General features: G+C 59.9%; 28 protein-coding genes and 1 pseudogene. 18 read left to right on the forward strand and 11 right to left on the reverse strand.

Going from position 1 to position 18306, the window contains the following annotated elements; translation table 11 throughout:
* The first annotated feature begins 150 nt into the window (after window positions 1-150).
* From BRA1253DRAFT_RS40115 to BRA1253DRAFT_RS40155, 10 genes are all read left to right on the forward strand, one after another.
* Entirely contained in the window at window positions 151-468 is a 318-nt protein-coding gene (locus tag BRA1253DRAFT_RS40115; protein ID WP_035994823.1) for a hypothetical protein, read from the forward strand.
* Window positions 469-470: 2 nt separating this feature from the next.
* Window positions 471-908 carry a hypothetical protein gene (locus BRA1253DRAFT_RS40120; protein WP_007603673.1) on the forward strand — a complete coding sequence of 146 codons (438 nt, stop codon included), beginning with the start codon at window positions 471-473 and terminating at the stop codon, window positions 906-908.
* Window positions 883-1035, forward strand: a complete 153-nt coding sequence (locus BRA1253DRAFT_RS44150; RefSeq protein WP_157158693.1) for a hypothetical protein — start codon at window positions 883-885, stop codon at window positions 1033-1035. The genes BRA1253DRAFT_RS40120 and BRA1253DRAFT_RS44150 overlap by 26 nt, the downstream gene beginning before the upstream one ends.
* 11 nt (window positions 1036-1046) lie before the next feature.
* Entirely contained in the window at window positions 1047-1784 is a 738-nt protein-coding gene (locus BRA1253DRAFT_RS40125) for a hypothetical protein (protein WP_007603675.1), read from the forward strand.
* Window positions 1781-2002, forward strand: coding sequence for a hypothetical protein (locus tag BRA1253DRAFT_RS40130; RefSeq protein WP_007603676.1), 222 nt, complete (start codon window positions 1781-1783; stop codon window positions 2000-2002). The genes BRA1253DRAFT_RS40125 and BRA1253DRAFT_RS40130 overlap by 4 nt, the downstream gene beginning before the upstream one ends.
* Window positions 1999-2496: a hypothetical protein gene (locus BRA1253DRAFT_RS40135; RefSeq protein WP_007603677.1), complete on the forward strand. Its 498-nt coding sequence runs from the start codon at window positions 1999-2001 to the stop codon at window positions 2494-2496. Before BRA1253DRAFT_RS40130 ends, BRA1253DRAFT_RS40135 begins: the two co-directional genes overlap by 4 nt.
* Window positions 2493-2693 carry a hypothetical protein gene (locus BRA1253DRAFT_RS40140; protein ID WP_007603678.1) on the forward strand — a complete coding sequence of 67 codons (201 nt, stop codon included), beginning with the start codon at window positions 2493-2495 and terminating at the stop codon, window positions 2691-2693. Before BRA1253DRAFT_RS40135 ends, BRA1253DRAFT_RS40140 begins: the two co-directional genes overlap by 4 nt.
* A gap of 11 nt (window positions 2694-2704) precedes the next feature.
* Complete coding sequence (locus BRA1253DRAFT_RS40145; RefSeq protein WP_007603679.1) at window positions 2705-2926, forward strand: hypothetical protein; 222 nt, start codon at window positions 2705-2707, stop codon at window positions 2924-2926.
* Between the two features lie 89 nt (window positions 2927-3015).
* The gene (locus BRA1253DRAFT_RS40150) at window positions 3016-3207 is read left to right on the forward strand and encodes a hypothetical protein (RefSeq protein ID WP_035994829.1); all 192 of its coding nucleotides are present in this window, start codon (window positions 3016-3018) and stop codon (window positions 3205-3207) included.
* 155 nt (window positions 3208-3362) lie between these two features.
* Window positions 3363-4937, forward strand: a complete 1575-nt coding sequence (locus BRA1253DRAFT_RS40155) for a hypothetical protein (protein WP_007603684.1) — start codon at window positions 3363-3365, stop codon at window positions 4935-4937.
* Window positions 4938-5210: 273 nt separating this feature from the next.
* On the opposite strand, the gene BRA1253DRAFT_RS45965 is transcribed toward BRA1253DRAFT_RS40155, so the two are convergent.
* From BRA1253DRAFT_RS45965 to BRA1253DRAFT_RS40180, 5 genes are all read right to left on the reverse strand, one after another.
* Entirely contained in the window at window positions 5211-5342 is a 132-nt protein-coding gene (locus tag BRA1253DRAFT_RS45965; protein WP_007603688.1) for a hypothetical protein, read from the reverse strand.
* 187 nt (window positions 5343-5529) lie between these two features.
* The gene (locus BRA1253DRAFT_RS40165) at window positions 5530-6450 is read right to left on the reverse strand and encodes a hypothetical protein (protein WP_007603689.1); all 921 of its coding nucleotides are present in this window, start codon (window positions 6448-6450) and stop codon (window positions 5530-5532) included.
* Window positions 6450-6845, reverse strand: a complete 396-nt coding sequence (locus BRA1253DRAFT_RS40170) for a hypothetical protein (RefSeq protein WP_007603691.1) — start codon at window positions 6843-6845, stop codon at window positions 6450-6452. Before BRA1253DRAFT_RS40170 ends, BRA1253DRAFT_RS40165 begins: the two co-directional genes overlap by 1 nt.
* A 199-nt stretch (window positions 6846-7044) precedes the next feature.
* Entirely contained in the window at window positions 7045-7662 is a 618-nt protein-coding gene (locus BRA1253DRAFT_RS40175; RefSeq protein WP_245286122.1) for a hypothetical protein, read from the reverse strand.
* A gap of 5 nt (window positions 7663-7667) precedes the next feature.
* Window positions 7668-8099 carry a hypothetical protein gene (locus tag BRA1253DRAFT_RS40180; protein ID WP_157158694.1) on the reverse strand — a complete coding sequence of 144 codons (432 nt, stop codon included), beginning with the start codon at window positions 8097-8099 and terminating at the stop codon, window positions 7668-7670.
* Between the two features lie 278 nt (window positions 8100-8377).
* On the opposite strand from BRA1253DRAFT_RS40180, the gene BRA1253DRAFT_RS40185 reads away from it, so the two are divergent.
* Both BRA1253DRAFT_RS40185 and BRA1253DRAFT_RS40190 read left to right on the forward strand, forming a co-directional pair.
* Window positions 8378-8914: a hypothetical protein gene (locus tag BRA1253DRAFT_RS40185; RefSeq protein ID WP_007603696.1), complete on the forward strand. Its 537-nt coding sequence runs from the start codon at window positions 8378-8380 to the stop codon at window positions 8912-8914.
* Window positions 8911-9444, forward strand: coding sequence for a hypothetical protein (locus BRA1253DRAFT_RS40190; protein WP_007603698.1), 534 nt, complete (start codon window positions 8911-8913; stop codon window positions 9442-9444). Before BRA1253DRAFT_RS40185 ends, BRA1253DRAFT_RS40190 begins: the two co-directional genes overlap by 4 nt.
* A gap of 791 nt (window positions 9445-10235) precedes the next feature.
* Here BRA1253DRAFT_RS40190 and BRA1253DRAFT_RS40200 read toward each other — a convergent pair.
* The 3 genes from BRA1253DRAFT_RS40200 to BRA1253DRAFT_RS40205 form a co-directional block, all read right to left on the reverse strand.
* The gene (locus tag BRA1253DRAFT_RS40200) at window positions 10236-10502 is read right to left on the reverse strand and encodes a hypothetical protein (protein WP_007603707.1); all 267 of its coding nucleotides are present in this window, start codon (window positions 10500-10502) and stop codon (window positions 10236-10238) included.
* Between the two features lie 140 nt (window positions 10503-10642).
* Complete coding sequence (locus BRA1253DRAFT_RS44845; RefSeq protein WP_007603710.1) at window positions 10643-10807, reverse strand: hypothetical protein; 165 nt, start codon at window positions 10805-10807, stop codon at window positions 10643-10645.
* 136 nt (window positions 10808-10943) lie between these two features.
* On the reverse strand, window positions 10944-11270 hold the full coding sequence (locus BRA1253DRAFT_RS40205; protein ID WP_007603712.1) for a hypothetical protein: 327 nt from the start codon (window positions 11268-11270) through the stop codon (window positions 10944-10946).
* Window positions 11271-11596: 326 nt separating this feature from the next.
* On the opposite strand from BRA1253DRAFT_RS40205, the pseudogene BRA1253DRAFT_RS40210 reads away from it, so the two are divergent.
* The 5 genes and pseudogenes from BRA1253DRAFT_RS40210 to BRA1253DRAFT_RS40225 all read left to right on the forward strand — a co-directional run.
* Window positions 11597-11911 (forward strand): annotated as a pseudogene (locus tag BRA1253DRAFT_RS40210) (ComEC/Rec2 family competence protein); the annotation flags it as partial.
* Between the two features lie 531 nt (window positions 11912-12442).
* Window positions 12443-12622: a hypothetical protein gene (locus tag BRA1253DRAFT_RS42565; protein WP_007603714.1), complete on the forward strand. Its 180-nt coding sequence runs from the start codon at window positions 12443-12445 to the stop codon at window positions 12620-12622.
* Entirely contained in the window at window positions 12612-13886 is a 1275-nt protein-coding gene (locus tag BRA1253DRAFT_RS40220) for an AAA family ATPase (RefSeq protein ID WP_007603715.1), read from the forward strand. Before BRA1253DRAFT_RS42565 ends, BRA1253DRAFT_RS40220 begins: the two co-directional genes overlap by 11 nt.
* Window positions 13887-14157: 271 nt before the next feature.
* The gene (locus tag BRA1253DRAFT_RS44155) at window positions 14158-14310 is read left to right on the forward strand and encodes a hypothetical protein (protein ID WP_157158696.1); all 153 of its coding nucleotides are present in this window, start codon (window positions 14158-14160) and stop codon (window positions 14308-14310) included.
* Between the two features lie 52 nt (window positions 14311-14362).
* Window positions 14363-14866, forward strand: a complete 504-nt coding sequence (locus BRA1253DRAFT_RS40225) for a hypothetical protein (protein WP_007603716.1) — start codon at window positions 14363-14365, stop codon at window positions 14864-14866.
* A gap of 125 nt (window positions 14867-14991) precedes the next feature.
* Here BRA1253DRAFT_RS40225 and BRA1253DRAFT_RS46415 read toward each other — a convergent pair whose 3' ends face one another.
* The 3 genes from BRA1253DRAFT_RS46415 to BRA1253DRAFT_RS40235 all read right to left on the reverse strand — a co-directional run bounded on the left by BRA1253DRAFT_RS46415 (window position 14992) and on the right by BRA1253DRAFT_RS40235 (window position 17144).
* Window positions 14992-15609 carry a hypothetical protein gene (locus BRA1253DRAFT_RS46415; RefSeq protein ID WP_371261363.1) on the reverse strand — a complete coding sequence of 206 codons (618 nt, stop codon included), beginning with the start codon at window positions 15607-15609 and terminating at the stop codon, window positions 14992-14994.
* Between the two features lie 425 nt (window positions 15610-16034).
* Entirely contained in the window at window positions 16035-16277 is a 243-nt protein-coding gene (locus tag BRA1253DRAFT_RS40685) for a hypothetical protein (protein WP_088941266.1), read from the reverse strand.
* Window positions 16278-16487: 210 nt separating this feature from the next.
* A complete protein-coding gene (locus tag BRA1253DRAFT_RS40235) occupies window positions 16488-17144 on the reverse strand; it encodes a DUF2865 domain-containing protein (RefSeq protein ID WP_007603723.1) in 657 nt (218 codons plus the stop codon).
* A gap of 431 nt (window positions 17145-17575) precedes the next feature.
* Between BRA1253DRAFT_RS40235 and BRA1253DRAFT_RS40240 the strand changes: the two genes are divergently transcribed.
* Entirely contained in the window at window positions 17576-18298 is a 723-nt protein-coding gene (locus tag BRA1253DRAFT_RS40240) for an alpha/beta fold hydrolase (RefSeq protein WP_007603725.1), read from the forward strand.
* Window positions 18299-18306: the final 8 nt, after the last annotated feature.

An 18306-nucleotide genomic window follows, 5' to 3' on the forward strand; every position in this document is an offset into this window, starting at 1 on the left:
CGTTGTCGGCATGTACGAAGTAACGCCGAGATCAGCGCCGGCCGACGGTGCATTATGCGCTCACATGGCCGCCGGAGTAACTTGTTACGAACGCAGTTGACGGGGCGGGCGCTTCCCGGGCGCTTCCCACCGCCGCATGGCCCATCGCTGGTGATCGGCAAGGTGCTGATTGCGCTGCTCAACTGCGATCGTCATCCGCTTTGTCCCAATCATGTGGCGTCGAGCGGCGAGGGTTTTTCGCACGCGCTCTCTCATGAACTTCAACACTCTTGGAAGCAGACGCCCGCGCGAGGCAGCCGGCCGATGGTCTGTCAGATCCCCACGGTTTGGCTCGCCAAAATCCAGGATCGAGGGGGGGTGGGGGAAATTCCACGCTCCTTGCCGAATTTCATGTGCTCGCTGTCTTTCGCGGCGGCTCCTGGAAAAATCGGCGGCGTCCTCTCCGAAAACTTCGTCGGTCATTGCTGAACATGAAGCCGCGCATCATCGCATCACGCGAGCAGCTGTTGCAGGTCGTGCGCGACCGCCGCGACGAGCTCGACCTCAGCCACGACACGCTGGATGGCATCACGGGCCTGCAAGGCGGCTACGTAAGCAAACTGCTTGCCGACCCGCCGGTGAGGGGCTTTGGCGAAATGTCGCTCCAGGCGGTTCTGGACGCACTGGGGCTGCGTATCGGCTTTGCCGTGATCATGGAGGACCCCGACCGGGTTGAGCGCGTGCGCGCGCGCTGGCGGCCTCGGAAACGGCGGCCGAACGCGAAGACGGCCGCAGCGGCGCCACCTCCGGAAACATTGTGGTGCGTTGCTAGCGATCCGCAAATCACGCCGAATGCTGACGGCACGAACCTGACAGAGGCCAACAATGGCAAACAACACGAGAATGATCGGCGCCCGGATCAAGCCTGATCTCGAGGAGCGCATGAAGGAATTGGCGGCCCGCGAGCGGCGCACGGTGTCCGACTGGATCCGCTGCCGCCTTGAGGATGCCGTTGCCGCGGCGCAGGCGGACCAGCACCACAGCGAAGCCGCGTGAGGATTATGACCATGTTCCGCAGAAAGTCCGGCGAAGAGGCCGCAGAGTACCCGTTGCCCCAGACCGAAGCGCCGGCGCGGCGCGCGCCGCCGGTACAGCAAAAGCTGGATTGCGCCCTCGGCGCGCTGGCCGAGCTCGAGGAGCAGGTCGCCGTGTTCGCACTCGATGCCGCTGAGCGGAAGGCGGGCGCGGCTGACAAGCTGGCGGGACACCGATCCAAGATCGAGGCGGCCCGAACGGCTGTGGCAGAGCTGCAGTCCGCGTTGCGCCTGGCGCTACGCCAAGACGCCGAGGCCGAGCGCGCCGACCAGGCCACAGCACGTGACCAACAATTGCGTCAATTCGCGGCGACCGCGGAGGAGTGGGCCCGGGTGGGTGTCGAGCTGTCCGATCTGCTTGAGAAGGCGGCGAAGTTGCGCGTCAATCTCGGGCAGCTGGCCGAAGACATGCAGCAGCAATTTCCCACGGGCATCGTTCCTCACCCGATCGACGTCAAGTCGGTGGACATCATGGTCGGCGGTGTTTCGAACCCGGTCTCGATCGACGCGCTGCTGGCGGGAGAGATGTTCAAGCACGGCTTGCCAAACGCATTTCTGCCCGGCGCGCGGCCGCCACACGCGATGTTGGCGCACGATCGACCTTCTATCGAGCCTGCAGCGGTCGCGTTCCGACGCGCTGGTGCATACCTCGTCGCACTCCTGCGCGATCGGTTTGACGCGCTGAAATCTCACATTTCGGAGGCAGCATGAGGGACATCATCAAATCTCCCGTCGATTTCGATATGGTCGATCGCGACGCGAGCAGACGCAGCTTCGCCGCTGTACAGAAGCTAGAGGCTGCTTACGCCAAAGCGTTTAGCGCTCTCGCGGCTGCCAACCTGCCCGACGGGGAGAAGGTCTCGCGGCTCAACAAGATTTCCGATGTGTTCGATCAGGCAGGCAGTGAGATTGAGGGACTGGCGGCATGACCAATTCAGCTGACACAACTCCACAGCCACTCGCGCCCGCACAGGGAACCGCGACTGACGCGCAGGCCCAGATGAACGCGCTGACCGGTGACAAGGGGTGGGTCGACCGCTTTCTCACCTCCGATCCCGCCGCGGTGAAGGAATTCAAGGCGCTCACAGGTGCGATCGTCGATGGCGGCGCTGCTGACGACGTCGTGGCGTCGATCATGGGCGGCAAAGCACCCGAGCTCGGCAACACTGTTCAGCGCGAGATGGCGAGCACCGTCGAGATGTTCCGCGAAATGGCGATCGACGACGGCGTCACCAAGCAGTTCATCTCCGGCGAGAAGGTCTCGGCGCAGGAGTATCAGGCCGTTGCCAACCTGAAGCGCGAGCTGATGGGCAGCGCAGAATTCGTGGAAGCCTATCTCGGCGGCGACCTCGCGGCCAAAAAACGGATGAGCATCATCAACGCCGTGCTCGTGAACGGCGTCAAAGTGGAGACAGCGGCATGATTTATCAGATCGACATCATAGATCCGAAAACGAACGAAGAGCAGACCGTGACGGTCGAGCTCAGCCCCGAGCAGAATGTTGCGGCACGCGCCAGTCAGGACTGGATGCGCGAAGTTCAACTGCACGCGCGCTTACCTCAAGGCTTCATGCCTATCGGCCGCCGCGTTCGTCCGCTGCCGATCGCAGCGATCAACTGAGGGGACAAACCATGGCTGATCACTTCATCGCACTGAACCGAGGCCTCACCGGTTTCAAACAAAGCGACTTCACCACGGGCACGGCATCGAGCGCCGGCGCCGGTATCGAGCTTCGCATCCTCGACGGGGCGGGCTGGAACAAAAAGGACGCGCTGATCGCGCTCAATGCGTTTCGTCTTTTTATCGAGACCGCTCCGTGGGTCGCGGCCGCCGGCGTCGACGTCAAACTTTGAGAGCTCCAAGGCCAGCGATGCCCGTTTCATCCGCGCCATGGACCGGCGCGCGGGGAGAAAGTCCGGTCCACTTATTTCCGGGGTTGAGAATGGACGATAGGCAAACATCGGCTTTTCTCGGCATCAAGCGAGAACTGAAGACAACGCGCGAGAAGTTGCGCGAGTTGAATTTTCAGAATGACCGCTGGCGATGCGTGGCTCAGACGTTGCGCAAGTTGGCGGGATTGGATGAGGACAAGTTCAAAAACCTGTTGCAGGCAGAACACCTGCCGTATGAGTGAGTAGGTCGCTCGCACCTCAAGCGAGTTTCGGATCGGGCTTTCCGTAACCAGCCCCGCCTTTGGACATCGGCGTGAACGTCTTTCAGCGGCCTCCCTGAACGGAGCCGGGCCATCGTCCGCAGCATGCGGAGTTGGCGCTTGGAAAGACATCGTCGATGAAACGGCTTTTCGCCAGCGCGCTCGCCTTCCTCGCCCTGCTGCCGGCGCTTGCCGCGGCGCAGACCGGGCCCACGCTCCCCGCCAATACGGTCTGGGGACGAACCGGGACGAGTCCTGGCCCCGCGCAGGCCATCCCTTTCGCGACGTTGTCGGCCCAAATGTGGGGCACGGTCCCGAACAACACGGTGCTCGGCAACGTCTCCGGCAGCACCGCGCTGATGGCGTCGCTGAATGCCACGCAACTCACGACGCTGTGCAACACCTTCACGACTTCCCTGAAGGGCTGCGTCCCGGCATCTGGCGGCGGTACGACCACTTTCCTCCGCGCCGACGGCACCTTCGCCACTGCAGTCCCGACGGGCGGCACGCAGGGGCAGACGCTGGTCAAGAACAGTGTGACCAACGGCGACGCCTCATGGCGCAGTCAATGCCTCAACATCACGGCTTTCGGCGGCGCTGGGGATGGCGCGACCGCGAATGACACGGCGTTCTCGAATGCCTATAGCGCACTGCCGGCGACCGGCGGCTGCATCTATTTCCCGGCCGCGGCATCGACCTATAACTTCACCTCGGCGGTCTCTAAGACCATGCCAAATGCCAGGTTCTCTCTTACGATCGAGGGCGACGGCGCAGTCAATTCAATCCTGCATTGGCCGAACGCCAGCGGCGGCATCACGCTCACGGCATCGAATACGCAAAACACGTTCCACATCAGGAACATGACATTTTCGACGGCCCAGGTTGGCAGCGGTACGGCCCTGCATTTTGTCGGCGTCGGCGCGAACAATGGGCAATATTATCAATCCGACATTTCCAACATCCAAATCCACGGCGACGACATCGGCACCAGCACGCCGACGCTGCATTACTGGTCAACTGCGATCTATATCCACAATTGGGCCGCCATCGACATCAGCAACACCAACACTTACGGCCCTCATCAGGCGCCAGCGTCAGCCGGAGGCGGGACCGGAATAAACATTGAAGGTGATTCCGGTACGGGATCCTACGCCACGATTATCAATATCGCCCGCTCGTCGTTCAATCATCACGTCATGGGCATGCTGCTTGGAAGCTATTGGCAGGGGATCACCTGCGAAGCGTGCAACTTCAACGGTGCGGTTGGCAATAATTGCGTCCTCGCGAACGGTGCCAGCGGGACCAACGTGCTCCTGAATTTCACGAACAGCCAGTTCAATTGCGGCGCGGGCGGCGCTCAAATCAACCTAAACCAGCCCGTTCTCGATTTCACGCTGATGTCGAGCACCATCACGACTGCCGGAAATGGAAACTCAGGCGTATTGATTTCGGGAGCAGGCAGTCTTGATCCGATCATTATCGGGAACAACTTCAACCTGTTTGGCTCCCCGACCGGAACGTTCTGCATCGCCTCCGCCGGGACTAACGGCATCATTCTCGGGAATTCATTCAGCCAGTGCGCGACACCGGTCAATTTGACCGCTGCATCGTCGAACACAGGCGTTTCCCAGAATCGGTATAGAAGCGGCGCTAGCTCAGCTTCAAACGTCAATGGCGGCACCGGCAACAACATGGGAACGGCGACGCAGTAGCGTCTGACTGGCCGGCGTCGTGCCCTAGCGCCGGTCCGCCTCCTTCATTGCCTTCTCGATGTGTCCGATGAACCGGATCCAAAGGGCGGTAGCGGCCACCGCCGCACTGCCCGCGATGATTATTCCCATGAATGACCTGGCCTCACGTTCACGCCCCGGTGGGCGCTTTCCCTGCAGACTGTCCTGCAGCCCCCAAATGTGAGGTCGGAGAGTGGGCAAGATTATGGGGACCGCGTTCACACATTTACAACTGATCGTGTGGGGCAGTCTCGCTCAGGGCAGCGGGACGTAAGGGAAATTGACCGCATCGTCCCGCTGTTTCAACAATGCCTTCTCAATCCGCATGATGGCCCAAACGGTGGCGACGAATCCCAGCGCGATGACAACGATCAACACGTAGATCATTTTCTAGCCCCCTGAAGGCCAGCATCGAATCACCAAATCCGCGCCGTGTTAATCCCGCGGCCGGCGCGTGCGTTCGTCAGCGCAAGTCATTGAACGGTCTCGCAATGCGACTCCCGAGATCGTGTAGAGGGCTGCGGCTGAAACAAAAAGTGGATCGTGAGAGTTGGGTGCATCCGGAAGAGCAGAGTTAGGATTCGGCGCTTTGAGGGTGTGCACTGAAAGCCGGAAACTCGTTCGCAGGCAGCGGTACCTTTCCGCCCAACAGAAAGGCGTGAAAGCGCTTGATAATCTCGTCTGTCAATTCAAAAACTGTAGCGCGATCGGCATCGCTTATTCCGGAAGGTTTGCCGTGCCGCGGTAAGTCAGCATGGCGCTTTATCCAGTCGATCGCACTTCGATCAACATTCAAGTTTGACCTCAGTTTCTCCCAACCTATAGCGTCCTTTTCAGCATCGTTCATTTTCATCGACTGCATCATTGTTTCGATTGCTCGATAGCAATAGAAGCCGGATCCTATGGGATCCCTCATGGCTCTCCGAAAGTCGGACAGTACCATGTCGGCCGCAGGGCTCTCGCCGATTGCAATCAAAAGATCAGTTTTTATTTCGCGATCTGCAGCAGACCTCCGCGCGGCCAGCACAGGGATATCAATTCCGAAAACTTGCCAGGATTTGGTTGCCTGTTCCACAGCCGAGTGGAGTTCTACGTCAAAATAAAGACCATTCAAATAGCCAACCAGATCGGCGAACGATCGAGCAATATCCGCCGCCAAATTTCGTAGCGAAAATATGTCCAAATTCCCTGTTTCGAACCAAAGGTCGACGATCAGTTGGCTTGAATGCACAACCAACCGAAAGTTGAACGCGAAGCCGGTGAACGGCTGCACAGCCTTTCCTTCTAGAGGCGTTCCAAGACTGATCGGAATGCGCTCCGGATGAAGCTTTCCGAAAAATGTCCAATGCGCCATTCCCGCTCTTTCTGGTAATCGAACTGAGGGAGTGAGTGTTCCAAGGCTTAAGGATCGAGCAAAATAGCGACGGCGCGAAAGCCGCCGTGAGGACGCCTCTTGAGCCCCAGCTCGACTAGCCGGCGCATGGGCTTCTGGCATCAGCTGCGGAGTCTCGCCGCATATCTCGCGCACATGCCATTGTTGCCTTCAAACTCGTATTTGTCGATCACCTGCCCAGCCATCATCACTCGGATCTTGCATTGCAGCTGAGTGCCTTCATCAAATGTGCTGCTGTACCAAGTGTAGACCTTCTGCCCCGCGATCTCTCTTTCGTCGTTGGGAATGCCTAGCTTGGCGATAGCTGCACTGATTGGCTGGCCCTTAAGATCGTTCATTCCCTGCTTGATCGTATCGAACGAACAGGCAGCTAAGATCAAAGCCGCAAACGCGGCAAATGTCAGATTGCGCATGATTCCCCCCGAGCCGATCGCATCCAAGCGCAACCGGTGCGCGAGCACAAGCAAAACGCGGTGCAACAACAGGTGGATCGGCACCTTTGAGCCTTTGACCGGCCGCGACTCAGGAAGCCGGCTCCGCGAGCGCAATCACGCGCTTTGTGGAGGCGAGGGATGTCCCGTGTCCAAGCCTGTCGTTCGAACGAGGAGTGTGGTGTCGCTGGACGAGGCGATCTTCGACGATGGGGGTGGCACCAGGGGTGATTGTATAACCCGCGGACTTTGGGACTGGTCGCAGTCAATCCTTGGCAAGGGCCTGCTTGGCGAAATCAGTGTACTCGCGCACCGTGTCGTCGATCGGCGGAAGGGGCAGGTGACAAAGCTGGATCAGCTTGTCGCCCAAGCGAACGACCAACGAAACGAGATCGCGCATTTCGTCATAGGTGATCGACTTCCAATTCTTCCGATCCAACAGGTGCGCAACACCATAGTTGCGGAAATGGATCAACCGCGAGTGAACGTCCCAATTTATTTCTCGATACGTCGCGAGAAACTGATCGACCATCTCAGTTGGTGGCGGACCAAACATTGTTTGGGATTCCTCATGCCCGTCATAGACCCTATCGATAAGGGCGCGCTGCACAGCAGGCAGTTTAAGACGCTTATAGACTCCCTGAAAACTTACCGTTTTGGGGTCCGCATCTAACACGATGCACGATCGGATCACGGCAATCATCAATGCGCCGTCCTGAAACCCCCTGGATGCTTGAACCCAAGCGTAGTCGTTAAGCCGCTCACCTCCGGCCTTCATGGCCTCGTTCACACCATCTGCCAAACCAAAAGATATGGCGGCTAATTTCGCAATCCCGGCGAGCCGCGAGGCGGCGCTGATTATGAAATCAGCGTCTTCGCTCACGTTATTCAATGTGGCGGCCTCAGGTATGCCACAACCGCGACAACCGCCTGAGCGATCGCGCCTAGGGCAGACAAGCCCGCCGCGATTGCCGCCCAAATGGTGGCCCATTTCATCGCGTCGTTACGACGTTGCTCGGCGGCGGCCTTTTGTCGATCAGTCCATGCCAACCATTCTTGAGCGAAACCGACCGTGAAAGCCGATTCAGTTCCGATCGGAATAGCGGCGCCTGGTCCAATCCGCGCTTCGAGGCTAGCTAATTTGCTTCGGACGTTCTCTGATCCGTTGTGCTCTAATATTTTGACCCATGCAGACGCCACGCCATCGCCGCGAGGTCGGAACGCGCTGGAGCTATAGTCAAATTGGTTTGTCGGCTTAGGTTGCATGCGATTTTTTCTCCCGAATCGGGAGTGGATTTTAAAGCAAATCAGGTGCAGCATGTCCGTGGGCTTGATAACCCGGACTTGGACTAGGGCGACCCTTGGCGGGGTTTGCCTGATTGCGCGTAGGAGACCTTGGCGGGTTTCCTCAGGCGCTCATCGGTAGCGCTTGGCGGCGCACCAACTTGGCCATTATGGCCGGGGGCGGTGCGCTATGTCCAGAGGGGCGACCCTTAAAGGCGCTGCCGGCCAGTCGTCCAGGCTGGTTATCAACCCCCGGCTGCCCGGTCTGACACCGAGCACGGGCCTTGATAAGCCCAAAACCTGGACCAACCACCATGACCATCGAAAGACCCATGTTTCCGCCGCGAGCGGAGTCCGTGGATTCGTTTTCGCCTCAACCCGCCACCGGACATCGGGAAAACCCCGAACGCACCAGCGAGTCCCGCAAGCCCGCTGAGGGCCTATCCCGCCGGATCATGCTCGGCACACTGGCCGTGCTTCCCGTTGCATGGCCAGCCGCCGCGGCGGTACCCGATCCCGTCTACGCGGCGATCGAGCGCTACAAGGCGCTTTCCGTCGAATACACGGCTGCCGTGGAATGGAGGGCGCCTCTTGAGGACGATGACCCCGACCTTTGGGACGCCGAGGAGGAAGCGTCACGGACCTCCGCCGCGCTGTTCGAGCAAATGGACCTCATTTTCAGCTACAGGCCGACAACCATTGCCGGCGTGGTCGCGTTGCTCAAATACATCGCGACGCTGGAAGACTGGCAAATGGCTGCAGGGCTCGATGACAGCAACAGCATGGCCTCTGTGCAGACGCTTTGCACCTGCCTTGCCGCGGCGATCGAACAGAGCGGGGTGCGGGCATGAGCAACATCATCGAACTGTCCGCGCGGCGAGTTGCTCGCGCCATGCCCGCCCAAAACGTCGCCGAAGTCGAGATGACGCCGCGGGACAAGCGACGGCAATTACGCTGGGAGCAAGAGCCGCCGCAGACCGAGACCGCCAGAAACGTGCGTTTGCGCCATCAACGCCGGGATGCTTGGTACGCAGCCGAGGCGCGCACCCGGTATTGGTCTGCCCGGATGAAGCTGCACAGCGCCATCGAGAGCGCAAGCCTCTGGGGAGCCTTTCCTCAAGGCGCGCTGGAAGAGGAGCACGACCACGATAAGGAGGGTTGGATGTTGTTGGTCCGGCTCTTCAGGTCGGCGGTTGCCAAACAGCTTCTTACCCCCGCTTGGCGAATGGCCGACGTTGCATGGAAACGAAAGGCATTGGCGGCAAAGGAGCACAGATACACCGAGCTCACGGACGAGCAAATTGAGACGGCGATCCAGCAGGACGAGGAGTTTTTGACCGCACATCCAAGGCGCCGGGTGCGCGAGGAGCCCGGAGCATGAAGCGCCGCCGCAGGATCCACCGAAAACGCGACCGGCAGCGGCTGATGACGCACCGCCGCCGGCTGAAGCGGTAATCTCGAGGCCCGCCGGCGGACCGTCGGCGGGCTTCTCTATTGCGGTGCTCTCCGTCGACCAGTTTAATGGTGCGGTTTATTGGGAGGATCGCAATGCACAAAATGATAACGGCGGTCGCGCTGGCTGCCGCTCTTGCACTTGCAGCATGTGGCAGAGAGCCCGGACCCAAGGGTGATCCAGGCCCGCAAGGTCCGGCCGGTCCGCAGGGCGCCCAAGGTGTTCAAGGCGTTCCTGGTCCTCAGGGACCAGCCGGCGCACAAGGGCCTCAGGGGCCGCAAGGGCCAAAAGGTGACAAGGGAGATAAGGGAGAGCCCGGCACTGTAAGTATCCGCGCGGTGCAGGCTGATGGCGCAGTCAATTGCGACAGCAGCGAAACGCTGGTGTCCGTGTTCTGCCCCAGCGGCGGTGCTGCGGACGGTGCGAAGTGCGGGACGACACCGACGGTTGGTCTTTGCTTGAAGAAATAACGATGTGGGCCCGCCGGTTCACACTGGCGGGCAGCCTCTTGCTAGGAGATCGTTAACCATAAAGTCCGATGCTTTGATCCGCAGCATTGGAGCGCGAAATGAATCTCGCGATGGTTGTACTCTACTTTGCATTCGCCGCTATCGGCGTCCTGAACCTGGCTGATGCCGGTCTCTTGCCGTTCTAGCGGAGCTGAAGGATAACTCGGCTTAGTGGTCTGTTCGTATGCGCCTGGTTCACGCTGGCGGGCGTTATACGCTGGTCCCCATCTTGGGAGGGGCAAAGTCAGGCCGAACATCGGCGCCCCGGCTACCGCAGCCTTGGCAGACGAAGCGCTGCTCGAGATCGGAGAGCCTTACACTGTCAGGCCAGCGGTCCGCGTCCATGGCAATGTGATGGCCGCAATGGCAATAGACCAGTACGCCGCGCATGCCCATCTCGCGCATCTCGCCGAACGTGATCTTTAGCGGTCGGCCGTCGGGGTGCGTGGGCGTGTGGCGTCGAGCAGGGCGGGGCATGCCGCCATCGAACCGCGGCGCCGGCAAGAGTCAAATTGTCGATTACTAGTGGTTCAGAACGCGCGCGAGCTACTGCGCGTCGTGGGTGTGGAAAAGTTCACCCCCTTCGGTCCCGCGCCTGCGCCTAGGAGGCCGCTAGGTCATGCCGCCCGTTCTGGCGTCTGGTGTTCTTCCATCTTCTTGAGGGCAGCATCCGCCTCGGCTTCGAATAGGCGCCAGGCGTCCGTCGGGTAGCCGTTCTTTTCCGCTAGGAGCATCGCGATTTGGATGACGCTCTCCTGGCGCTTGGTGGCCTCTGTGCTCATCGGGACCCTCCTGCTTCTTCGAAGTTTCCCCCAACAAGTAGACGCGGATCTTCCGCTAAAGTTCAAATTGGTGCGCCGCGGGACCGTCCGGAAGCAGGGCGCGGGGCTTCGGTCCCGCGCCCCTTAGCGCTCAAGCCTACGAGTGTTTCAGGCGATCGCTGAGCAGCGCCATCTGCAGGTTCAAAGCTTCGTCCGCACTCTTTCCGTGCGAAGATGGTGCGTCTGGAAAATTCACCCAAACGTAGCGGTCTGCCTCTTCTTGAATTTTTCGGCTGTTCTCGATGGTCATCGCGTCTTTCATCGCGAATGGTCGTCGCATGTACACGTGAGTTGTATAGCCCCCGCTTTCATAGCGGAGAGCCTCGATCCGAAAATAGTCTGCGTTGCCGCCCCAGCTGGCGACAAACTCGATGGTCTTCTCAAGGGTGGCAAACTCGGTGGCGTAATCGGGCACTTTAGTCATGGAATTTCCTGGCTTGGTTGAAGCGGGACCCGTTTAACCGGCTGTGCATCTAAACGGCAACCAGGGTTCCGGAGTCTGATGCCGATCATGGGGCGGGATCAGCAAATCATCGACGAGCTCAGGCAGTTCGAGCGGCTTTGCATTGAGCTGGCGGCCGACGCGACCATGCCGGAGGAGCGAGCAGGGCTGCTCGAGGTGGCGCCCAACTATCGCGCCGAGGCCAATTGTCGTCATTGCCGCTTCCCATCTGCTTCCCGCGCCGGAACATTTGGAAGCAAAGGCGTCATAACGCGCTGTATTTCCTATATAAAATCTTTTCTTGACCGATCTCCGGTTATCACATGGCGGTCGTTGCCGGTGTCGTGTTCTTCGCGGTGCGCGCGCTGCTCGCTCTGATCCCGGGCCTGGCGGCCGGCTTCGCCATCAAGAAATGGTCGGCGGCCGCGGCGCTGGTCGCCGCTGCGTTCTACCTGCTGCTATCGGGCGCGGAGGTCGCCACGCAAAGGTCGTTCTTCATGACGGCGGTGGTGCTGATCGCGGTGATGGTCGATCGCCGCGCCATCACCTTCCGCACGCTGGCTGTGGCCGCGCTGATCGTGCTGGCGGTCGCGCCGGAAGCGCTGGTGCATCCGAGCTTTCAGAGATTGAACGCGCCAAATGCTTGAGACGTGTTTCCACCCATAAAGCTATTGAAACCTTAGCATTTTTTGACGTAGCCATTGGAGGCGCTGCGAACAAAAACCGCTCAAAACTGGGCAAAAGGTCGGGATTGAGGACGCAGAGTCCCGGAAAAAGTCCCGGAATGGTTCGAGGCGTTCCGCATGCGTTCGGGACTTGGCTGTGACGCAAACACAACCGCACAACCAGATAAATCTCTTTTAGGTTGCGTTAGGGGAACAAAGAGCGGCCACTTACGACGCCTCCCCATAATTTTCCCAGCAGCTTTGGTGTGCCGGGCGCCATATTTGTTCAGGGCCATCCTTGGTATCGGCGGTCCAAAAGCATACTAGTTAGCAACAGCCCGCTCGATCGGCCCTTATGCCGAGAGCACCGCGCCAATGGCGCAGCTGACATAGAACGCGCTTCAGCGCGTACTACCTGCCTCCACTTTTACCTGGATACTCCCTTTGAAAATTTTGGATTACCGCCCCGCTAGTAGCGGGCGACGGCGCATGGCCGTATTCGACGCTGAGGTGACTCCCGGGGTCCGTCTCCTCGATCTTTCTCTCATCCGCAAGCCGGATGGCAGCTACCGCGTCTTCAGCGAGGGCTGCCGGCTCGACATCGACATTGCCAACGAGCTTGCGAAAGCGGCAGTAACAGCGGGGGGCGGTAGCCATCATGACAGCTAGACCCTTCACCGCGACTCCGTTTGTCTTCAAGGAACCCGCCTCACTGCCGCCGATCGGCATGACGGCTAACGCGCCCGCGTTCGAGGAAATCGATCCCAAGATCATGGGCTGGGTGATGCAGGGCGTCGCCGCACGCGAAATCATCGAAGCATCGTCCCGACCGACTCCAGCCAATGACAATCACGCCGACGATATCAAGATAATCGACCCCTCTGATTGGGAGGGGCAGGCAATCCCGGAGCGGCAATGGTACCTGGAGGGTCTCATTCCCAACAGGCAGGTCACCTTGCTTTCCGGTGATGGCGGCACCGGCAAGAGTCTGCTGGCCTATCAGATCGGCTTGGCCGGAGTGCTAGGTGTCGAAACGATCGAGTACAGGCCGGCGCAAGGGCGAGTGGTCTACCTCGCCGCGGAAGATGACGAGGGCGAGCTTAAGCGGCGTGGCCATGACATTCTAACCGCTATGGGACGAACCTTTGCCGACCTGAAGGGGGGCATGCGGGTCATTCCTATGGCTGGAAAGGATGCTGAACTGGTATCCGAAAAGCGCCGAAGCCGCGAGCTTGAGCTTACTGGCCTGGCCCAACGGATAACGGATCTGCTCACGGAATTCAGACCAAAGCTTTTGATCCTCGATACGGCGGCAGACGTATTCGGCGGTGACGAGATCAACCGCAAGCAAGTTCGCTTCTTCGTCTCGATGCTGCGGCGATTTGCGATGGACTGTGATTTGGCCGTGCTCCTGCTATCGCACCCATCGGTGCAAGGCATGCAGTCCGGCACCGGCCTCTCCGGGTCGACAGCGTGGAACAACTCGGTGCGATCGAGGCTGTATTTCACCCCCGATAAGACCGACGAGGATCTGCGTCTGCTGAAGAACATGAAAGCGAACTACGGCAAGAAGGGCGCCGAGACCAAGCTACGCTGGCATGAGGGTGCTTTCATTCTTGACGACGGCAAGCCGACAGCCCACGCGGCGTTGTTGGCCAACCATGCCGACGAGGTGTTCTTGAGGATGCTTTCCTCAATTAACGGAAGCGGCAGGCGGGTGTCGTCTTCAAGGAGCAACACATATGCGCCGACCGTGATGGCCGCCATGCCGGAACGCGGGGGAACGAGCAAGAGGTCGCTGGAAGAGTCGATGGCGAGATTGTTTGCGGAAAAGAAGATCGCGGTCGTCAAGGAGGGGCCACCGTCAAGACTGCGCGAGCGATTGGTGGTGGTCGAAGACGAGATTCGGCAGAAACGGATGGCCGCCGACTAGGCTTCCAACGGTCTACCAACGCCCTACCAACGGGTGCCAACGGGGTGTGTGTTCCAACCCCCTTATACCCCCCGTTGGGTTGGAACACCCAACCCCGTTGGTAGACGGGTTGGAATTCCACCCAAGAAGACGCTGATTTCCTCGGCGCCTGTTTTCTCAGGTAAGCGCTTGATCGCGTTGGCCATGGGGCCGATTTCCTAAAAGTGTGCAGCCACAGGCCACACCAAGAGCGCGGAAAGCGGCCAGATACAGCACGCCACATCGATGACTCATGACACCAGCAAACGACAACGGCCCGATACAGGCCGAGAACTTCACCGACCTTGCCGCCCGCCGCGCCTGGCTGGAAAGCGCACCAGCTACGCAAGCCGCGCACAAGGCACAGTCACCCTGCGTGACCTGGGCCAAGCGGGCCGGGGGATGAGACTACGTTCTTCGGCCTCCGGCTCTGGCGAGACTTGAACGCTCCGCCGCGCATGGCCGCCAACGACAATGAGGTGCCAGATGAGGCGGATACGGAGAGCGGCGAGCAGCCCGTACTTCCGAACATGGACCGCGAGATGGTGGACGTCAGCGCGAAGCAACTGATTTGGGCGGTCGAAAACAAACGGGCACGCTGGATTGGCAACAAGCTCGTTAAGATCTGGGACGGGCACGCCTGGGTCAGTCCCGAAGAACGGTTCGGCGAGGTTCGGCATCGGGCAAGCGACAAGGCCGACACCGGGAGCTGGGATGCTGAGATGCCGGATGCCCAAGGGGAGTTGGCTCGCGCGCTGGATACCGAGACCTTGCGCGGCCAGCTGCGCCACAAGGTGTGCGCGATACTCGACATGGCGTCGTCCGACAGCACCTTAAGCGAGATAGGCGAATATCTCGGCTTTGCAGGCCAATATGCGGCAAGGATGGCGGGCAAGGAGGTTCGTGCGGCGGTCGCTGCGCTGAACGCGGCCATAGGCGGGGATGAGCAGGCTGCGGCTTAACATGTGTACTCAATAGCGTCCGCTTTGCCCCTAGGATGCCAAACCCGACAGGATGCGTGTCGGGTTTGGGGCCAAAAGTCACACGGCCATTTTGGGCCCGCCTGATTTAGCCTCTAGCGGATCACCTATTGGCAGAGATGCTGGAGACCGTCAGCACCCTTGAAATTGGTGCCGGGCCTGCAGGTGATGCCGTTGCGGGTAGCATACGAACTCCAGTTGCCGTACCAGCCGTTCTGGCCGTACCCCATCCCGCCGCCGTACCCCATCCCGCCGGACATGGCGTAGGAGTTGCCCCAGGCGCCGACGGTAGCGGCCGCCGCCACCGGATGATGGCGATACGCCGTTCGCCGGTATCGATAGACGGGGGTAGTCCCGGTTCCAAGACCCGTGCAGTTGGCGAATTCAGCTTGGCATTCGTCCGGATTGGAGAGAGCCGTCTGAGCCAGTGCAGCAGAGCTGGACAGGGCGGATGCCGCAATAATGACCGCGCCAAGAACTTTCAGATTTATCATGGCTTGCTCCTTGCGTTGGACCGTGGCGCACAATGCCAAGTCTGGCTTCTTCATGCGGGGGAATCGAGCGCGCCTTCTGATACGGGTGCCTTGACGTAGATCAAGGAAGGCGCGGGCGAGCCTGCTCATCGTGTTGATCACTGGGCCGTCCTTCTCCAACAGCTCAGTCTTCAACAAGGCCCGGCCGGGGACTCGATCTCCGGCCGGGCTTTGTTTTGTCATGAACACCAAGACACCATTTCGACCTGAGCGCCGGAAGCGCGCGTTTATGGGCAAGGGGCTCGGCGTGTATGGCAACGGCACCTCGGCCCAGATTAGCCGGGCATGCAGTAACAACGAGGCAGCCCAACGTCGGCGTGAAGCCATGCGTGCCCGCGGCATCCTGTAGGGTGGGTTGGGGGGACGCTTAGGTCTCTCGGCCGGCCCGCCTTAACTTCCGGTCGCACAGTGCGGCGCGCTACGCCGTAGGTTTCCAGAAAAGTGCAAAAAAAGTTGCGAAATCCGCGGCGTCGCGTGTGCAAGTTCAGCGGCGGTCCGCGAGGGTGACCGCGCCAGAAGCCTGACCTACCCCTCTGGGCCCGGTCACATCGGCCCAGAGCCGAAAAGCACCAGAGGCCGCGCGGACGCTCCTCCAGCACAGCACGTAGAGATTCCCATTAATCACGCAAACCTAACCAGCCGCTATCGCCCGCTGCCTTCACCGACCTTGCCGCGTGCCCATCTGCCATCTGGATGAGACGCTCGACCTTCGACATGCTAAGCGCCTGTGCATCGGTATTGGCGACGATGAAGTCGACGCCTTGCAGCCCGGCCGCGATCATGTTGTTCACGGCATTGCCACCGGTACCGCCGACCCCAAACACGGTAATGCGCGCCGCCTCTCGGGCTTGCTGAGACAATCTGTGTAGTCAACTCCGCCAATCAATCGGCAGAGGAATGTCCCTTGCGGGTCAATCGGGTCCGGTTGACTTCAGTCGGTGACTTCCGGTTTGCGCCGGAGTCCGGACATGTCGCTGCGCTGCGCTCACGGACGCGATGGGGCAACAACGGAAGAAGCTTTGCAAGAGGTGATCGTCGGACTTGATTGCACATCAATCCGCATCTACGCGCTAGTCGCGCGCGGGCACCGGCTTCGGCGTGATGGTCGCCGGCGGAAGCGGCGTGCGAGTCAACTCGGAAGACGCTAACGGAGTGAACTCTGGGTTCTGGTTGTTGCCGATCCGTATGCCGGAATAGGCGACGAGCCCGTCAGTGGTAGCGACCGCGTCGCCCGAGCGTAATGAACCGTCCATCGCGAGATCGACTGACGCAAGACCGGCGGGATTGTGGCCGTTGCAGGTGCAATCGGCTCGCAGGGCCTTCCGATAAGCGAAGGCGTTTTCGCTATCGGCGTATCGTTCGCCGGTTGCGGTAGAGGCTCTGTCGATGCTGGAGCCGAAGAAAACCTTGGTCGGACTTGCCGGACAAAAGGCTTGGCACATCTGCGCCGACGATGCCGCGCCGCGCATCAGCGGAAAATATTTGCCGTCGCAACTGCGCACGCAGAAGGCAGGTCCCGCGCTTACGACGACCGGCCGCGGCGGTGGTGATTGCGAATTGTTGCTGAAAGACGAGGACTGCTGCTGTTGCTTTTGGCCGCCACCGAAAAAGAAATCGAGCAAGCCTTCGGCCGCACTCATTTCGGGCGTCAGCGCCACGGGGCCAACGATGGCGACAGCAACAAGCATGCGACGCAGCTTGCGCTGAAAGGACAATTCCGTACGCATCGCTTGCTCCACCGGACGCAACGAACTCTCTTCAGCACCAAGGGCCCTTGCGGCAATCGTGGATACGAAACGCGCTCCAAGCTGGGCGGAGAAGAGGAAAGAAATAGGCGAGTGGGCACGGCAAGCGCCACATTTCGGCCGTTACCGGATACCGTCGGAGCCGCGATCCCCCGGAGTTCGCGCCGCGTTGAAAGCGACCGAAGTGCGGTTCAGGTCAAAATGCGAAGAACTCAACCTGAGCAAATCTAGTCCGCCGTGATAAGCGGATCTCAACCAGGTGCGCCGCTACTTCGCCGATGGGCACAACCGGACTCACATGAGGCAAGGAAAATACGCGCGCTTGGGTTTATCGCTTGCTACCATGCGCGTTGTGGAGAACTATGCTGGTGGCAAACCAGTCCTCTCGGAGACCTGCCTGAGGAGGAAGTTCAATGCGCCGCATCGTGGTGTCATTTCTATTTGCCGCCTGCACGAGCACACTGCTGTGGGCACAAGAGGTCAAGCCCAACTGGCCCATTCCATCGGAACTGAAATGGGAGGCCATCAATGGTTATCCCATGGCCTATCGGGACGCGGGTGAAGGTACACCCATCGTGCTGGTGCACGGCTCGCCGAGCGATTACCGGATTTGGAACGCCCAATTCAGCGATTTTAGTGCCGGTTACCGGGTGGTTGCGGTCAGCCTAAGACACTTTTACCCGGAACGCTGGGATGGCACTGGCACCGATTTTTCAATCGAACAACACGCCGAGGACGTCGCTGCGTTGATCAAAAAATTGAACCTCGGGAAGGTGCACCTCGTTGGACACTCGCGCGGTGGGGCGGTTGCAGTCGAAGTGGCGAAATCGCACGCCGAGCTTATTCGAACGTTGGTGCTGCCGGATGGCAGTATCGAAATGCCGGTGTCCGAGACGGCCGAGGCCAAAGAAGCCGGGGATTTCACAAAACGGGTCATCGGGACCTTGCAGCAAAACTTGAAAACTGGAGATCCAGCCAAAGCTGCGAAGATCTTCATTGATATGTTCGGCGGCCCTGGCACATGGGCGAAGTATTCCGAACCCGCGAAAGAGATCGTGTTGGTAAACATTTACTCGGCCTTGGGGGACAAAGGCCGCCCCATCAGCACATGTGCCGACGTCAAGGAATTTGGTTAGATAAAAGT

Origin of the sequence: Bradyrhizobium sp. WSM1253, from assembly GCF_000244935.1 — a bacterium.
Taxonomy (GTDB): Bacteria; Pseudomonadota; Alphaproteobacteria; order Rhizobiales; family Xanthobacteraceae; genus Bradyrhizobium; species Bradyrhizobium canariense.